The 17,342-nt window shown below is 59.0% G+C and carries 13 protein-coding genes and 1 pseudogene; 4 read left to right on the top strand and 10 right to left on the bottom strand.

The window, feature by feature from the left end:
• Positions 1–73 precede the first annotated feature (73 nt).
• From Q7U49_RS13955 to Q7U49_RS13945, 3 genes are all read right to left on the bottom strand, one after another.
• The gene (locus tag Q7U49_RS13955) at positions 74–2,944 is read right to left on the bottom strand and encodes a 2-oxoglutarate dehydrogenase E1 component (RefSeq protein WP_304764923.1); all 2,871 of its coding nucleotides are present in this window, start codon (positions 2,942–2,944) and stop codon (positions 74–76) included.
• Between the two features lie 195 nt (positions 2,945–3,139).
• On the bottom strand, positions 3,140–5,035 hold the full coding sequence (locus Q7U49_RS13950) for a propionate--CoA ligase (protein ID WP_304764921.1): 1,896 nt from the start codon (positions 5,033–5,035) through the stop codon (positions 3,140–3,142).
• Positions 5,036–5,166: 131 nt separating this feature from the next.
• Positions 5,167–6,459, bottom strand: a complete 1,293-nt coding sequence (locus tag Q7U49_RS13945; protein ID WP_304765218.1) for a TIGR03862 family flavoprotein — start codon at positions 6,457–6,459, stop codon at positions 5,167–5,169.
• A gap of 174 nt (positions 6,460–6,633) precedes the next feature.
• Between Q7U49_RS13945 and trxA the strand changes: the two genes are divergently transcribed.
• From trxA to Q7U49_RS13925, 4 genes and pseudogenes are all read left to right on the top strand, one after another.
• Positions 6,634–6,966: a thioredoxin TrxA gene (gene trxA / locus Q7U49_RS13940; protein WP_304764919.1), complete on the top strand. Its 333-nt coding sequence runs from the start codon at positions 6,634–6,636 to the stop codon at positions 6,964–6,966.
• A gap of 208 nt (positions 6,967–7,174) precedes the next feature.
• On the top strand, positions 7,175–8,437 hold the full coding sequence (gene rho, locus Q7U49_RS13935; protein ID WP_304764917.1) for a transcription termination factor Rho: 1,263 nt from the start codon (positions 7,175–7,177) through the stop codon (positions 8,435–8,437).
• A gap of 120 nt (positions 8,438–8,557) precedes the next feature.
• Entirely contained in the window at positions 8,558–8,815 is a 258-nt protein-coding gene (locus Q7U49_RS13930) for a type B 50S ribosomal protein L31 (RefSeq protein ID WP_304764915.1), read from the top strand.
• A gap of 89 nt (positions 8,816–8,904) precedes the next feature.
• Positions 8,905–10,599 (top strand): annotated as a pseudogene (locus tag Q7U49_RS13925) (hypothetical protein); the annotation flags it as partial.
• On the opposite strand, the gene phoR reads toward Q7U49_RS13925, so the two are convergent.
• From phoR to pstS, 7 genes are all read right to left on the bottom strand, one after another.
• Positions 10,508–11,929: a phosphate regulon sensor histidine kinase PhoR gene (gene phoR, locus Q7U49_RS13920; protein WP_370654009.1), complete on the bottom strand. Its 1,422-nt coding sequence runs from the start codon at positions 11,927–11,929 to the stop codon at positions 10,508–10,510. The pseudogene Q7U49_RS13925 and the gene phoR overlap by 92 nt on opposite strands.
• A 13-nt stretch (positions 11,930–11,942) precedes the next feature.
• Positions 11,943–12,650 carry a phosphate regulon transcriptional regulator PhoB gene (gene phoB, locus Q7U49_RS13915; protein ID WP_304764911.1) on the bottom strand — a complete coding sequence of 236 codons (708 nt, stop codon included), beginning with the start codon at positions 12,648–12,650 and terminating at the stop codon, positions 11,943–11,945.
• On the bottom strand, positions 12,647–13,348 hold the full coding sequence (phoU, locus tag Q7U49_RS13910; protein WP_304764909.1) for a phosphate signaling complex protein PhoU: 702 nt from the start codon (positions 13,346–13,348) through the stop codon (positions 12,647–12,649). The genes phoB and phoU overlap by 4 nt, the downstream gene beginning before the upstream one ends.
• A gap of 19 nt (positions 13,349–13,367) precedes the next feature.
• Positions 13,368–14,150: a phosphate ABC transporter ATP-binding protein PstB gene (pstB, locus tag Q7U49_RS13905; RefSeq protein ID WP_304764908.1), complete on the bottom strand. Its 783-nt coding sequence runs from the start codon at positions 14,148–14,150 to the stop codon at positions 13,368–13,370.
• Between the two features lie 33 nt (positions 14,151–14,183).
• Entirely contained in the window at positions 14,184–15,068 is an 885-nt protein-coding gene (gene pstA / locus Q7U49_RS13900; RefSeq protein WP_304764906.1) for a phosphate ABC transporter permease PstA, read from the bottom strand.
• Positions 15,065–16,030: a phosphate ABC transporter permease subunit PstC gene (gene pstC / locus Q7U49_RS13895; protein ID WP_304764904.1), complete on the bottom strand. Its 966-nt coding sequence runs from the start codon at positions 16,028–16,030 to the stop codon at positions 15,065–15,067. Before pstC ends, pstA begins: the two co-directional genes overlap by 4 nt.
• Before the next feature lie 110 nt (positions 16,031–16,140).
• Positions 16,141–17,193 (bottom strand): phosphate ABC transporter substrate-binding protein PstS, encoded by a 1,053-nt coding sequence (pstS, locus tag Q7U49_RS13890; protein WP_304764903.1) that lies wholly within the window; start codon positions 17,191–17,193, stop codon positions 16,141–16,143.
• Positions 17,194–17,342: the final 149 nt, after the last annotated feature.

Raw genomic sequence — 17,342 nt, 5'->3', positions numbered from 1 at the left:
CTTTCAAAAATGAGCTTGAGAGTTCAGCCGGAGAACGGTACGCCGGCCTGAACGGAATAGGTCGGGTTCTGTCTCACTTGGACAGGATGAACCCCTTGAGCTTGCCAAAGGCGCCTTCGACCAGCGCTTTTTGCTGCTCCTGGTGCAGATGCGAATAGCCCACCGCCGGGGATGCCGAAGCCGCCCGACCGGAGTAACCTAGTTTTTGCCCCTCAAGCATGTTCTCGTGAATATAGTGCTGCACAAAGAACCACGCGCCCTGGTTTTGCGGTTCGTCCTGCGTCCAGACCACCTCGGTGGCGTTGGGGTACTTCTTCAGCTCGGTGGCAAAAGCCTTGTGCGGGAACGGATAGAGCTGCTCGACGCGGATGATGGCGACATCATCGCCGCCTTTTTCTTCGCGCTTTTTGGCCAGGTCATAGTACACCTTGCCTGAGCAAGCCACCACCCGCTTGACCTTGTCGCCCTTGAGCGCCTTTTGGTCTGGAATGATGGTCTGGAAGCTACCCTTGGTGAATTCAGCCAAAGGCGAGGCCGCGTCCTTGTGACGCAGCAGCGACTTGGGCGTGAAGATGACCAGCGGCTTGCGCAGGTTACGCACCATCTGGCGGCGCAACACGTGGAAGATCTGGCTGGCCGTGGTGGGCTGCACCAGTTGCATGTTGGTGTCGGCTGCCAGTTGCATGAAGCGCTCGACACGGGCCGAGGAGTGCTCCGGACCCTGACCTTCGTAGCCGTGCGGCAGCATCATGGTCAGGCCATTGACACGACCCCACTTGACCTCACCCGAGGCGATGAACTGGTCAATGACCACCTGGGCACCATTGGCGAAATCGCCAAACTGGGCTTCCCAGATCACCAGCGTGTTGGGGTCATTGGAAGCGTAACCGTACTCGAAGCCCAACACCGCCTCTTCCGACAGGATGGAATCGATGACCACAAACGGCGCCTGGTTTTCGGCCACATTCTGCAACGGCACGTATGTGCCTTCGTCCCACTTTTCACGCTTTTGGTCGTGAATGACTGCGTGACGGTGGGTGAAGGTGCCTCGACCACAATCTTCACCGCTCAGGCGCACGGGGTAACCACTGGCCACCAGCGACGCAAACGCCATGTGCTCACCCATGCCCCAATCGACCGGAATATCGCCACGCCCCATGGCAGCGCGATCATCGTAAACTTTCCTGACCAACGGATGCGCCGTCAGGCTGGCCGGCAAGGTGGTGATTTTTTCTGCCAGGCGTTTCCACTCGCTCATGGGAATGGCGGTGTCACCGGCATCGGTCCACTTCTTGCCCAGGAAAGGTGTCCAATCCACCGCATACTTGCTCTTGAAGTTGGTCAACACCGGGTCCACCGTGTGTTTGCCCGCGTCCATCGCGGCACGGAAGGCCTTGGACATGTCGTCACCCAGTGTGGCGCCCAGGCCCTGCGCGGCCAGCTTGTCGGCGTACAGTTTGCGGGTGCCGGGATGGGCTGCAATTTTCTTGTACATCAGCGGCTGGGTCAGCGCGGGTGTGTCCTGCTCGTTGTGACCCAATTTGCGGAAGCAGATGATGTCCAGCACCACGTCCTTGTGAAACTCCATGCGGTATTCGAGAGCCCACTGCATGGCCATCACCACGGCTTCCGGATCATCGCCATTGACGTGCATCACCGGGGCTTCGACGCCCTTGACGATGTCGGTGCAATACAGCGTGGAGCGGTAGTCGCGCGGGTCGGAGGTGGTAAAACCAATCTGGTTGTTGATGATCAGGTGCACCGTGCCTGCGGTGCTGTAGCCGCGCGTTTGCGCCAGTGCCAGCGTTTCCTGGTTGACGCCCTGGCCGGCAAAAGCGGCATCACCGTGCACCAGCACGGGCAGCACCTGGCGGCCGGTGGGGTCCGCGCGGCGGTCCATGCGGGCGCGCACCGAGCCCTCCACCACCGGGTTGACAATTTCGAGGTGCGAGGGGTTGAACGCCAGGCTCAGGTGCACCGGGCCACCGGGGGTGGTCACGTCGGAGCTGAAACCCTGGTGGTACTTGACGTCGCCGGCCGGCAGGTCTTCCGGGGCGGTGTGGTCAAACTCGGCAAACAAGTCGGCGGGCATTTTGCCCAGCGTGTTCACCAACACGTTCAAGCGACCACGGTGGGCCATGCCGATCACGATTTCCTGCACTCCCAGACTGCCGGCCTGCTGGATCAACTGGTCCATGGCGGCAATGAAGCTCTCACCCCCTTCGAGCGAAAAACGCTTCTGACCCACATACTTGGTGTGCAGAAAACGCTCCAGGCCCTCTGCGGCAGTGAGGCGACCCAAAATGTGTTTTTTCTGTTCGACTGTGAAATTGGGCTTGCTGCGCACACTTTCCAGCTTTTGCTGCCACCAGCGCTTTTGCGTCTGGTCGGTCAGGTACTGGTACTCCGCACCAATGGAGCCGCAATAGGTTTCGCGCAAGGCATTGAGCAAATCACGCAGCGACATGACCTCTTTGCCGAAAAAGGTGTTGCTGGTGTTGAACACGGTTTCCTGATCGGCATCGGAGAAACCATAAAAGGACGGATCGAGCTCAGGGATCGGCTGGCGCTCGGTACGCTTCAGGGGGTCGAGATCCGCCCAGTTGGCACCGATGTTGCGGTAGGCCGCGATCAACTGCTGGACAAAAACCCGCTTGCGGCCCAGATCAGAGTCGGCGCCAGCAGCCACCACCACTTTGGTGCCGCCTTGTTTTGCACGTTCGGCAAAGGCGTTGATGACAGGTTGGTGGGGGACATCTTTGGCATTTGAGCCATCTACGGCCGGGACATTCTGGAGCGCATCGAAGTAGTCACGCCAATTGTCTGGCACGCTGCCCGGATTTTCCAGATAGTTTTCATACATCTCTTCGACGTATGGCGCGTTACCACCGAAAAGGTAGGTATTCGCCTGGTAGGCTTGGTAAACCGTGTTGGTCTCACTCATGTTTCGCTGACTTTCATTTCCCTTGAGGAAATTTGGCTGGTTAAAGCTGATTGTTGATTAACCTCCCGCGTCACGGCTTAACCGTTTGGCGGATGCGACAGTGGCGTTGGAAGGGCCGGATGCAGAGCAGAATTGTGCCACCGAAAGGCAGCACATTCCTTACAAACCTTGATTGACCTTGAATGACTCCGAGGCTTATCGGCTCACCAGATCCTTGATCTGTTGCAGCGCTGCCGGGTCGTCCATGGTGGTCAGGTCGCCCGGATCACGCCCCTCGCACACCGCGGTGATGGCACGGCGCAGGCACTTGCCGCTGCGCGTTTTGGGCAGCACGGTGACAAAGCGCACGCGGGCGGGGCGGGCCACGGCACCCAGATCGCGGTCCACCAGCTTCATGATTTCGCCCTCCAACTTGAGCGCGCTGGCCTCGTCGGTCAGCAGGCTGGCATCCTTGACCACGGCGAATGCCATCGCCACCTGGCCCTTGAGCTGATCGGCCACACCGACCACGGCCACCTCGGCCACATTGGGGTGCGCCGAGATGCTTTCCTCGATCTCGCGGGTGCCCAGGCGGTGACCAGCCACGTTGATCACGTCGTCGGTACGCCCCAGAATGAAGTAGTAGCCATCGGCATCACGCACGCCCCAGTCAAAGGTGCTGTACACCAGCTTGCCGGGTACGCTTTTCCAGTAGGTGTTGACGAAGCGTTCGTCGTCGCGCCACACGGTCTGCATGCAGCCGGGTGGCAGCGGGCCTTCAATGGCGACCACGCCTTTCTGGTTCGGGCCAATCAGTTCCTCACCGGTCTGGTCATCAAGCAATTTGACGTCGTAACCGTAAACCGCTTTGCCCGGCGAGCCAAACTTGCTGACCGCTTTTTCAACGCCATTGCACAGCGACAGGATGGGCCAACCGGTCTCGGTCTGCCAGTAGTTGTCGATGATCGGTTTGCCCAGGCCTTCGCTGATCCATTGCGCGGTGGGCTCGTCCAGCGGCTCGCCCGCCAAGAACAGCGCGCGCAGGCTGGACAAGTCATATTTGGACAGCAGAGCCGGGTCCTGCTTTTTAAGCACGCGCACGGCGGTGGGCGCGCTGAACATCACCGTCACTTTGTATTTTTCCACCAGGCTCCACCAGATGCCACCGTCCGGGCGGGTCGGCAGGCCCTCGTACATGATGGTGGCCATGCCGCCAATCAGCGGGCCGTAAATGATGTAGCTGTGGCCCACGACCCAGCCGATGTCGCTGGTCGAGAAGTAGGTTTCGCCGGGCTTACCGGCGTAGATGTGTTTCATGCTGGCAGCCAGCGCCACACAGTACCCCCCGGTGTCGCGTTGCACCCCCTTGGGCTTGCCGGTGGTGCCACTGGTGTAGAGCGTGTAGCTGGGGTGGGTGGCGTCGACCCACTCACATTCCACCACCGTATTCATGTGCTTGTCGCGCAGCGGCGCCCACAATTTGTCGCGCCCCGCCACCAGTGTCATCGGCACCAGACCGCGGTCCACCAGCAGAACCGATTCGGGTTTGTATTTGGAGAGATGGATCGCCTCGTCCAGCAGCGGCTTGTAGCCCACAGCCTTGCCGCCGCGCGATCCGGCATCGGCACTGATGATGACGCGGGGTTCCGCGTCTTCAATGCGCGACGCCAGCGAACCGGAAGCAAAACCGCCAAACACCACCGAGTGAATTGCGCCAATACGGGTACAGGCCAGCATGGCGAACGCCGCCTCGGCAATCATGGGCATATAGATCAGAACCCGATCACCCTTGTTGACACCCAGTTCCTTCAACACCGCCGCCATGCGCTGAACTTCAGCGTGCAGTTCACGGAACGAATACACCTTTTCCTGATCGGTCTCGGTCGAGACAAAAATCAGCGCAGCCTGGTCCGCACGGTCTTTCAGGTGGCGGTCCACCGCGTTGTGGCACAGGTTGGTCACGCCACCGACAAACCACTTGGCAAACGGCGGGTTGCTGTAGTCGCAAATCTGGGTCGGCTGGACTTTCCAGTCGACCAGTTGGGCTTGTTCGCCCCAGAAACCGTCGCGGTCAGAGAGGGATCGTTGGTGAAAGTCGGCATATGAGGTCATGGGCGGTCTCCTGTGTTTATAAAACTGAATTCATAATTATGAGCGTTGAGCTTGCACGGTCCTGACGCTCGTCAAGATAAACCTTCCCGGATGAGCTTGCGCTTTATCCGGGCAACCTCCTCGACCTCACATCATCCAATCGGCGTGGGGATCTTCAGGTAAGACAGCACGCCCTGCGCCGCGCCAACACCGCTGGCCAGGCACCCGGTCAATAAATAACCGCCCGTCGGGGCTTCCCAGTCCAGCATTTCACCCGCGCAAAACACACCTGGCAAAGATGTCAGCATCTGTTGGTCGTTCATGGCCTCGAAGCGCACACCGCCAGCGCTGCTGATGGCTTCGTCGATGGGGCGGGTCGCTGTGACGGTGATGGGCAGGGCCTTGATGGCCTGGGCCAGTTGCACCGGGTCTGCCATTTGCACCTTGCCCAACAACTCATACAGAATGCCCGCCTTGATGCCTTCAATGTGCAGACGGCTCTTGAGGTGGCTCGACAGCGAACGCGTTCCGCGTGGGTGCGTCACCTCAGCCAGCACCCGCTCCAAAGGCATGTCAGGCAGCAAGTCCAGGTGCAAGGTGGCAGCCCCGTGGGCCAGAATCTCGTCGCGCAGCAAGCTGGATGCGGCATAAATCAGGCTGCCCTCCAGCCCGGTGGCTGTGGCAACAAACTCCCCCTTGCGGGCAAACTTGGTTCCTTGTGCGTTGGTGAAGGCAATCGCCACCGACTTGAAGGGCTGACCGGCAAATCGGCTGGAAAAATGGTCGCTCCAGCCGTTTTGCACATCAAAACCACAATTGGCCGGCAACAACGGCGCCACGTCCACGCCCTTCGCCTGCAACCAAGGCACCCAGGCGCCGTCTGAGCCCAACCGGACCCAACTGCCGCCGCCCAGCGCCAGCACCACGGCGTCGGCCTGTACCTGTATCGGCCCCTGTGGCGTGTCAAAGTCCAGCCAGGTCGCGGTCGTGTCGGGGCTCAATCCGGTGGCGGATACGTCCGCCTGGTGCCAACCGGTCCAGCGGTGGCGCATGAAAAATTTCACCGGCAGGCCCTTTTGGGGGTGACGCAAGCGCGCCAACCAAGCCCGCAACAGGGGCGCCGACTTCATGCCGGTCGGAAACACCCGTCCGGAGCTGCCAACAAAAGTATCGATGCCGAGCGACGTGGACCAAGCGCGAACCTGGCCGGCGTCCAACAACCTGAACAGCGCGTCAAATTGGGCACGGCGTGAACCGTAACGTGAGACAAATATCTCGGCGGGCTCCGAGTGCGTCAGGTTCAGCCCGCCTTTGCCTGCCAGCAGGAACTTACGGCCCACACTGGGCATGGCATCAAATAACAGTACCTGCACACCCGCACCCGACAGCACCTCGGCCGCCATCAAACCGGCCGGACCGGCACCGACCACCACAACATTTTTCATCATGAATTTGGTATTTTTGAATAATGTCTCATTAGAACCGCTACAAGGCCCCGAAAACACCGCCAACGAGGTCAAAGCAGGAATCTCAAATGGCCCGGGGCGCGGAACACCGTTTCGGTTTCTGTCACAATTTCGGCACTGTATTCATTTCAATCTTTCAATTTAGGAAAAAACATGGCCAGTGAACTGATCAAACATGTGTCCGATGCATCATTCGAAGGCGATGTGCTGCAATCCAGCGTGCCCGTGCTGGTGGACTACTGGGCTGAATGGTGTGGCCCCTGCAAGATGATCGCGCCCATCCTGGACGAAGTGTCTGCGGTTTACGAAGGCAAACTGCAGGTGGCCAAAATGAACGTGGACGAAAACCGCGATATTCCTGCCAAGTTTGGTATTCGCGGTATCCCGACCCTCATGATCTTCAAGTCGGGCCAGTTGGCCGCCACCAAAGTGGGCGCCATGAGCAAGGCCCAACTCACCGCCTTCATTGACCAGCAATTGGCATAAACCGGCTTTTACCAAAACCCGGCGTCTGTTTCGCGCCCGACCTTTCTGGTCGGGCTTTTTTCCTGTCATAATTCCAGCCACTCGCTGCCCCCCATCCAGGGTCAGCTCGAGTCAGAGGCGCAAAGCCAATGCGACTTGAACCACCACAAGTCCGACGCGCCAAAACATTTCCCTCCCGGCAGCCCCCCAATACACACCGAGCCACTCCATGCACTTAAACGAACTCAAGGCACTCCATGTGTCAGAAGTCCTGAAACAAGCAGAAGATCTTGAGATCGAAAACACCGGGCGCATGCGCAAGCAGGAGTTGATGTTTGCCATCATCAAGAAGCGCGCCCGTGCCGGTGAACAGATTTTTGCCGACGGTGTGCTGGAAATTTTGCCCGATGGCTTTGGCTTTTTGCGCAGCCCCGACACCAGCTACACGGCGTCGACCGACGACATCTACATCAGCCCCAGCCAGGTGCGCCGCTTCAACCTGCACACCGGCGACATGATCGAAGGCGAAGTGCGCACACCCAAGGACGGTGAGCGTTACTTTGCCCTGAACAAGCTGGAAAAAGTCAATGGCGGTGGCCCCGAGGAAAACAAACACAAGGTGATGTTTGAAAACCTGACGCCGCTGTTCCCCAAGATCCAGATGAAGCTGGAACAGGACATCAAGGGCGAAGAAAACATCACCGGCCGCGTGATCGACATCATCGCCCCCATCGGCAAGGGCCAGCGCGCCCTGATCGTGGCGCAGCCCAAGAGTGGCAAGACCGTGATGATGCAGCACATCGCGCACGCCATTTCCGCCAATTACCCCGACAGCTACCTGATGGTGCTGCTGATTGACGAGCGCCCCGAAGAAGTGACCGAGATGCAGCGCACCGTCAAGGGTGAGGTGATTGCCTCCACCTTTGACGAACCCGCTGCGCGCCACGTCCACGTGGCTGAAATGGTGATCGAGCGCGCCAAGCGCCTGGTCGAACTGAAAAAAGACGTGGTGATTTTGCTCGACTCGATCACCCGCCTGGCACGCGCCTACAACAACGTGGTGCCCTCCTCCGGCAAGGTCCTCACCGGCGGCGTTGACTCCAACGCGCTGCAACGCCCGAAGCGCTTTTTGGGCGCTGCCCGCAATGTGGAAGAAGGCGGCTCGCTGACCATCATCGCCACCGCCCTGGTCGACACTGGCAGCCGCATGGACGAGGTGATCTTTGAGGAATTCAAAGGCACCGGCAACAGCGAGATTCACCTGGACCGGCGCCTGTACGAAAAGCGCGTGTTCCCGTCCATTCAGCTCAACCGCAGCGGCACCCGCCGCGAAGAGCTGCTGCTGGCCCCCGACATTTTGCAAAAGACGCGTATTCTGCGCCAGTTCCTGTACAACATGGACGAAGTCGAATCGATGGAAATGGTGCTCAAACAAATGCGCGCCACCAAGACCAACAGCGAATTCTTCGACATGATGCGTCGTGGCGGCTGATCAGACCGGCACCTTCGCTGCACTATAATCTGACGTTTTAGCGAAAAGTACGAACAGCTTTGAATTGCGCAATGGGTTTGCGCAAGGGCTGGCGCGGCTAACGCAACTGATGGAGAAATCATGAAAGACGGCATTCACCCCAATTACCGCGAAGTTTGCTTCCTGGACTCGTCCAATGGCTTCAAGTTCGTGACCCGTTCTTGCGCCAGCGCCAAAGAGAAGATCACAATGGAAGATGGCCGTGAGCTGCCACTGTTCAAGCTCGACACCTCCAGCGAGTCGCACCCCTTCTACACCGGCACACAAAAATCCGTGGACAACATGGGTGGCCGCGTGGAACGCTTCCGCAACCGCTTCGGCAAGACCGCTGCCAAGTAAGCAGCCCTTAGCGCTTTGCCAAAGGCAGCCGGGTCATTCCGCGCTGCCTTTTTCTTTGCGCTGACGCCAGCTTTTTGCCCCACCCCTCCGTGAATCAGCCCACCCCAGCCATCGTTGCGCAAGCGGGCGTCAAGCGCCTGCCGCGCCTGGCGCTGCTGCTGTTTTGCCTGGCCTATGTGCTGCCTGGTTTTCTGGGGCGCGCGCCCTGGAAGCGCGATGACATCAGCACTTTTGGCTACATGACCGAGCTGGCGCGCGGCGCAGCCGACTGGTGGCAGCCGGCACTGGGCGGCTTGGCACCCGAGATCGATGCCCTGCTGCCGTATTGGCTGGGTGCCTGGGCAATTCAACTCAGCCCCGCCTGGTTGCCGCCCGAGCTGGCAAGCCGTATGCCCTTCATGGGGCTGCTGGTGCTGGCCCTGATGGGCACCTGGTACGGCACCTATTACCTGGCACGCAGCCCGATGGCGCAACCGGTGCCCTTTGCCTTTGGCGGCGAAGCACAACCCACCGATTACGCGCGCGCCATTGCCGATGGCGGCTTGCTGGCCTTCATCGCCTGTCTCGGGCTGGCCCAACTGGCCCATGAAACCACGCCCGCACTGACCCAGCTGTGTTTTGCCGCCCTGCTGTTTTACGCCATGGCTGCCCTGCCTTATCGGCGCATTTCACCGGGCGTGAGCGCGGCGGTGGCACTGCTGGGTCTGACGCTCTCGGGCGCTCCCTTCATGGCCCTGTTTTTAGGCCTGGGCGGCACCGCCATCTACCTGCTGGCACCGGCAGCCGAGGCTTCGCCAAAAAAATGGCGCGCCAGCGGCCTGGCAATGATGACCCTGGGCTGCGCCCTGCTGGCCAGCTACTTGAAACTTTGGCACTGGGGCATTGATTTGCCGCGCGCCAATCTGCCTGAGTGGCAACGTCTGGGCCGTCTTTTCCTGTGGTTCACCTGGCCTGCCTGGCCACTGGCCCTCTGGACACTCTGGCGCTGGCGCCGCCAGATCTTCAACGTCCAATTCACCGGCCTGCATCTCTGGTTGCCAATCTGGTTTGTCACCGTGGCCAGCGTGGCCACCCTGACCACCCATGCCGCCGACCGCTCCCTGCTGCTGGCCCTGCCCGCACTGGCGGCGCTGGCCGCCTTTGCCCTGCCCACGCTGAGTCGCAGTGTCGGCGCCTTGATCGACTGGTTCACGCTGGTGTTCTTCACGGGCAGCGCGCTGGTGATCTGGGTGGTCTGGATTTCCATGCAAACCGGTTTTCCGGCAAAACCCGCAGCCAACGTGGCGCGGCTGGTGCCGGGCTTTGTGCACAGCTTTTCCCTGGCCCCGTTTTTGCTGGCGCTGGCGGCCAGTCTGGTCTGGGCCTGGCTGGTGAAATGGCGTGTGGACCGGCATCAGGCCGCAATCTGGAAAAGCGTGGTGCTGCCCGCCGGTGGTGCGGCACTGAGTTGGTTGCTGCTGATGACCCTGTGGCTGCCGCTGCTTGATTTCGCCCGCAGTTACGCACCCATGGTCAAACAGGTCACAGCGGCCATGCCGCCATCACCTGGCTGTGTCGCCACACTGGGTTTGAGCCGAGGCCAAATCGCGGCGCTTCAGTTCCACGGCCAGCTCCAGCTGCAAGCGCTTGATCAGGCCCCAAGCTGCCAATGGCTGCTGGCCGACATCGAGACCGCTCGCCAGCACCCGGAGCTCACTGCAAACCCGGTTTGGCAACGACGTCAATCCATGGGCCATCCAGCGGAACGGAAGGATTCACTCTGGCTGTATGAGCGCCGCCTGCCGCTCCCGACACCACCCGTTGCACTGGAAAAACAAGGCTGAACAGCGAGCCCTTGCCCACCGTGCTCTCGATGGCAAGGACAGCGCCATGGCGCTGTGCCACATGCTTGACGATCGCCAGGCCCAAGCCGGTGCCGCCGGTTTCCCGTGAACGGCTGCGGTCCACACGGTAAAAGCGCTCGGTCAACCGACCCAGGTGCTCGGCGGCAATGCCCGGACCGGTATCGGCCACGGAAAAAACCACGCAGCCATCGGCCCGCTGACGGACCCTGACCGTGATGTCGCCGCCCGCCGGGGTGTAGCGCACGGCGTTGCTGACCAGGTTGCCCATGGCGCTAAGCAGCTCACTGGTGGTGCCCGCCAGAAAGCCGTCAAAGCCACAGTCAAAAACAAAATGATGGTCGGTCACACCGGGCTCGCCCATGACCTGCGACAGCGCCAGCGCGTCGGTTTCCAGCTGGCGCATCAAGTTGGGTACCGACACCTGGGCATCCACCCCGGGGGGTGCACTGCCCTCAAGCTTTGACAATGTCAGCAAGTCGCTCACCAGGGTCTGCATGCGCTCGGCCTGCTGAGACATCAGCGCCAGATACTGTTGCCGCTCGGAGTCTTCCAGCCGGAGCGTTTGCAAGGTTTCCACAAAACCAGCCAGCACCGTCAAGGGCGTGCGAATCTCGTGCGACACATTGGCCACAAAGTCGCGTCGCATGGCTTCGGCCTGCTCCAGCACCGTGATGTCACGGGACAACAGCAATTTTCGTCCGTCACCATAGGGATGAAGCTGCACCGAAAGCGTGACCGGCCGCGTGGGACTGCTGTCGCGCCCGGGCATGGTCAGGGTGCTGCCAAAGTCGCCCTTTGCCAGGTAAGCGGCGAAACCGGGCTCGCGCACCAGGTTACCAATGGTCTGCATCAGGTCACGCTGCAGATCCAAACCGAAATGCGCCGCGGAGGTCTGGTTGCACCACTCGATACGCGCCTCGCCATCAAGCAGCATGACGCCATTGGGCGAAACCTGCAGGGCCGACAAAAAATCGTGCAAGCGCGCCTGGCATTCAAGGGTCTGGCGCTCGCGCTCGCGCAAGGCGCGACGCACCCGGGTGGTGATGTCGCCCCAGAAGCCCGAGACCGAGCCGCCCTCGGCACCACCACCAAGGCGCAGCCAGTTCAGAAATTTTCCGGCACGTGCACTGTCAAACAAGACCCAAATGGAGGCAGCAAGAACCAGACCGACCGGCACGGCATAACCACCGGGCCAATGCGTATCAAGCCACCAGCCTAACAGGCCAGCCGTCAGCAGGCACCCCAAAAAAAGAACAAAACGACCCAGCATGAAGGTGCCAGACTCAGGCCGACTTCGTCAACAAGGCTTGCACGGTCAGGCGATAGCCCGCACCGCGCACGGTTTCAACCATCTGCCCGGCCTCGCCCAAGGCCTCGCGCAGGCGCTTGATATGCACATCCACGGTGCGCTCCTCGATGAAGACGTGGTCGCCCCACACCTTGTCGAGCAACTGCGACCGGCTGTGCACGCGCTCGACATGCGTCATCAGGTAATGCAGCAACTTGAATTCGGTCGGCCCCAGCTTCAGCAACTGCCCCTGGAACGTGACGCGGTAAGTACCGGCATCAAGACACAAGTCACCCAAGCTCACCTGACCTTCGTCCTGCTCTGGCGCACGCCTGCGCAGCACGGCACGGATGCGCGCCAGCAGTTCCTTGGTGGAGAACGGCTTGGCAATGTAGTCGTCAGCGCCAGCATCCAGACCCGCCACCCGGTCCACCTCATCGCCACGCGCGGTGAGCATGATGATGGGCACGGCCTTGGTTCGCGGGTGAGAACGCCAGCGTTTGGCCAAAGTCAAGCCACTCTCCCCGGGCAGCATCCAGTCCAGCAAAATCACGTCGGGCAAAACGGCGTCCAGTTCCAGCTGGGCCGTGGCACTGTCCATGGCCCAGACCGGGCGGAAACCGTTGTGCCGCAAGTTGACTGAAATCAGTTCGGCAATGGCCGGTTCGTCCTCGACAACCAGCACGCCGGGCACACGTCTCATTTCAACACCGACTCGATATCTGCCAGTGGCGTGTGGCGCACATCGGCGCCCTTGACGATGTAGATGATCAGTTCAGCGATGTTCTTGGCGTGATCACCAATGCGCTCGATCGCCTTGGCCAGAAACAGCAGGTCCAGGCTGGGCGAAATCATGCGCGGGTCTTCCATCATGTAGGTGATGAGCTTGCGCATGAAACCGTCGAATTCCTGGTCAATCAGGTTGTCTTCCTTGAGGATCGACAGCGCCGCCGTGGTGTCAAGTCGGGCAAAGGCATCCAGCGCCTTGCGCAACAGGCCCGAGGCCATGTCCGAAGCCACGCGCAACTCCAGCGATGGCAGGGAGCGTGGCGCACCGCTCTGAATGATGGAACGCACCATGCGGGCAATCTTTTCGGCCTCATCGCCGACCCGCTCCAGATTGGCGGTGGCTTTGGAAATCGCAATCAACAGGCGCAAGTCACGCGCGGTGGGCTGGCGCCGGGCAATGATGCTGGAGAGCTCGCGATCAATGTCGACCTCCATGGCGTTGACCTTGGCCTCGGCTGCCGTGACCTGGTCGGCCACTTCCACGCTGAACTGCGACAAAGCGTATATGGCTTGGCGAATCTGCGACTCGACCAGGCCGCCGAGCTCCATCACGCGGGTGGAGACCGCACTGAGTTCGCTGTCGAATTGACTTGATAAATGTTTCTCGCTCATGACAATGTCCCCTTTTTGCTTAACCGAAACGGCCGGTAATGTAATCTTCTGTCTCTTGTCGATTGGGTTTGAAGAAGATTTGTTCAGTGGCACCAAACTCAATCAGATCACCCAGGTACATGTAGGCCGTGTAATCACTGCAGCGGGCAGCCTGCTGCATGTTGTGGGTCACGATGACCACGGTGTAATCGGCCTTGAGCTCAATGATCAGTTCCTCGATTTTGGCCGTGGAAATGGGGTCAAGCGCCGAACAGGGTTCATCGAGCAACAACACCTCAGGCTTGATCGCAATGCCGCGGGCAATGCACAGGCGCTGCTGTTGTCCGCCTGACAGGCTGGAGCCGCTTTGCTTGAGCTTGTCCTTGACCTCGGTCCACAAGGCCGCCTTGCGCAAGGCCCACTCCACACGCTCTTCCATGTCGGTGGCATTGAGCGACTCGAACAACTTCACACCGAAGGCAATGTTGTCAAAAATGGACATCGGAAACGGGGTTGGCTTTTGAAACACCATGCCGACCTTGGCGCGCAACAGCGCCACGTCCTGCTTGCTGGTCAACAGATTCTCACCGTCCAGAATCACCTCGCCCTCAGCGCGCTGCTCAGGGTACAACTCGAACATGCGGTTAAAGACGCGCAGCAAGGTGGACTTGCCGCAGCCCGACGGACCAATGAAAGCTGTGACCTTGTTCTCGGGAATCTCAAGATTGATGTTCTTGAGCGCATGGAACTTTCCGTAGAAGAAATCAAGCTTGTTAACCGTCAACTTCGGCTTTGTCAGTTGTTCGATGGTGGTTGCAGTCATTTTTAACAATCGATTAAATTGAATGGAGGGCTATCACAGTTTGGCGCGAGTCAGTACCCGCGCGAGTATGTTGAGGGCCAACACCGCCAGCGTGATCAAAAACACCCCGACCCACGCCAGCTGTTGCCAGTTCTCGTAAGGACTCATGGCGAATTTAAAGATGGTCACTGGCAAGCTGGCCATGGGCTCGCCCAAATTGGAGGTCCAGAACTGGTTACTCAAGGCAGTGAACAGCAGTGGCGCCGTTTCACCTGCAATGCGAGCCACCGCCAACAAAATGCCCGTGACCACGCCGGCACGGGCAGCGCGCATGGTGATGCTCATAATCACTTTCCACTTGGGCGCACCCAGGGCATAAGCAGCCTCGCGCAGGCCGGGTGGCACCAGTTGCAACATGTTCTCGGTGGTGCGAATCACGACCGGGATCACAATCAGGGTCAGTGCTGCAATACCGGCATAGCCAGAAAATGTTTTGAACTGGGTCACGATCACCGCATACACAAACAGGCCGATCACAATGGACGGCGCAGACAACAGGATGTCATTAACAAACCGGGTCACCGAAGCCAAACCGCTCTTGGGCTCAAACTCAGCCAAAAAAATACCAGCCATCACGCCCACGGGCGTGCCGACAAAAGTAGCCAGACACACCATCAAAAACGAGCCATAGATGGCATTGGCCAAACCACCGACGTCGTTGGGTGCTGGCGTCATTTGGGTAAATACTGCCGTGCTCAAGCCAACCACGCCCAGCGTCACGGTCTCAAACAGAATCCAGAACAGCCAAAAAAGTCCAAATGCCATGGCCAGCAATGACAACACCAAGGCCAGCTGATTGATTCTCTTGCGAGAACTGAAGCGCTGCTGGCGCGCCTGAAGCAGTGCCGCAGGATTATGTGAAGAATCAATTGAACTCATGTTTTGGTTCCTTCACCTTTCTTGAGCTGGCTAAGTAACAGCTTTGACAGCGTCAACACCACAAAGGTAATAAAAAACAACACCAAACCAAGGTACATCAGGGAGGCTTGGTGCAAACCCTCGCCAGCCTCGGCAAACTCGTTGGCCAAGGCCGATGTAATGCTGTTGGCCGCCTGAAACAAGCTGAGCGAATCGAGCTGGTTGAAGTTGCCGATCACGAAGGTGACCGCCATGGTCTCACCAATGGCGCGCCCCAGCCCCAGCATGATGCCGCCAATGACGCCCGCCTTGGTGTAGGGCAGCACCACCGTGGACACGACCTCCCAGGTGGTAGCACCCAGGCCGTAAGCGGATTCCTTGAGCAAGGTAGGTGTCACTTCGAACACATCACGCATCACCGCAGCGATGAAGGGAATGATCATGATGGCCAGAATAATGCCGGCAGACAGCAGACCGATACCCACCGGCGGCCCGGAGAAGAGCGCCTCCATGTAAGGAACACCTTTAAAAAGCGCCTGCAACGGCTGTTGCACATAGGTCGACAGGATCGGACCGAACACCAGCAGGCCCCACATACCGTAAACAATGGAGGGAATGGCCGCCAGTAGCTCAATGGCCGTACCCAGCGGACGTTTCAGCCAGGCGGGCGACAACTCGGTTAAAAAAATGGCGATGCCGAAGCTGACCGGCACAGCAATCAGCAAAGCAATGAAAGAACTCATCAAGGTGCCGTAGATCATGACCAGGCCACCAAACTCCTCTTGCACCGGGTCCCAAGTGGCCGTGGTCAAGAAACCCAAGCCATATTTCTCAATGGCCGGCCAGGCCCCCATCGTCAGTGAAGCCAGGATGGCAATCAAAAGCCCCAGGGTCAACAATGCAGCGCTTTTTGCAAACCAGGCAAAAATGCGGTCAGCCCAGGGGTTTGAGGGAGCCTGTTTAACCGAAGAAACTTTAGTCATGGCACGTCCGGCAGTTGGATGGGATGAATTGATCGACATTTCACTGGTCGGAAGTGTAGTAGACATGAAAAGTGTTCCAGATAAGTCAAACCGGCTCCCCGCAGAGCGAATTACTTCAATGCAACAGGCTTGCCAGCGGTGTCCTTGACCGTGCCCCAGGCTTTTTCGATGGTGGAAACCACGCTGTCAGGCAGTGGCACGTAATCCAGGCTGGAAGCCAGCGCATCGCCGTTCTTGAACGCCCAGGTGAAGAACTTGAAGGTCTCGGTAGCCTGTGCGGGCTTGTCTTGCTGCACATGCATCAAGATGAACGTGGCAGTGGAAATGGGCCAGGTGCCCTTGCCAGGCTGGTCAGTGATCAACTGGTAGAAAGTCTTGTTCCAGTCGGCACCGGCAGCCGCCGCCTTGAAAGCCTCTTCGCTTGGAGAAACAAACACACCATCCTTGTTTTTCATCAAGGTGTAATTCATTTTGTTTTGAATCACATACGAATATTCAACGTAACCTATCGAGTTCGGCAGACGGTTGACGAATGCAGCCACGCCTTCGTTGCCCTTGCCACCGGCACCCACCGGCCAATTTACAGCCGTGCCCTCACCCACCTTGGCTTTCCATTCCGGATGCACGCGGCTCAGGTAGTTGGTGAAATTGAAGGTGGTGCCTGAACCGTCGGCACGACGCACGGGCGCAATGTCGGCATCCGGCAAAGCCAGCGTAGGGTTCAGCGCCTTGATGGCGGCATCGTTCCACTTGGTGATCTTGCCCAAATAGATGTCACCCAGCACTTGGCCGTCCAGCTTCATCTGGCCCGGAGCGATACCCTTGATGTTGATCACGGGCACGGTGCCACCAATCACGGTGGGGAACTGGAACTGACCCTTGGCTTTCAACACGTCGTCGGTCTGAGGCATGTCAGAGGCGCCAAAATCAACCGTTTTGGAGTCAATTTGCTTGATGCCGGCACCCGAACCCACCGACTGGTAGTTCACCTTGATGCCGGTGGCTTTGTTGTACTCGGCAGCCCACTTGGCATAAATAGGTGCCGGGAAGGTTGCGCCTGCACCGGTGATGCTTTGGGCATTGACCACGCTGGTCAATGCCGCTGCGCCGAAGAAAGACACCATGGTGGTCGCCAAAACGGACTTGAAAATACTTTTATTCATGAGGAATCCTTTAATTGAATGGATCAAATGTTGAACCCTGTTTGGCTCGACAAGCTGTAATTTACGACACCAATATGTCAGAACCGTGACAAAAATAGCAATTTCTAGCAGTCGGCCCAAGCGCGAGCTTCATGCGAATGTCACCAAAA

The sequence above is a fragment of the Rhodoferax sp. genome, assembly GCF_030653815.1.
Classification (GTDB): domain Bacteria; phylum Pseudomonadota; class Gammaproteobacteria; order Burkholderiales; family Burkholderiaceae_C; genus Rhodoferax.
This window is presented reverse-complemented; position numbering and strand designations above follow the sequence as displayed.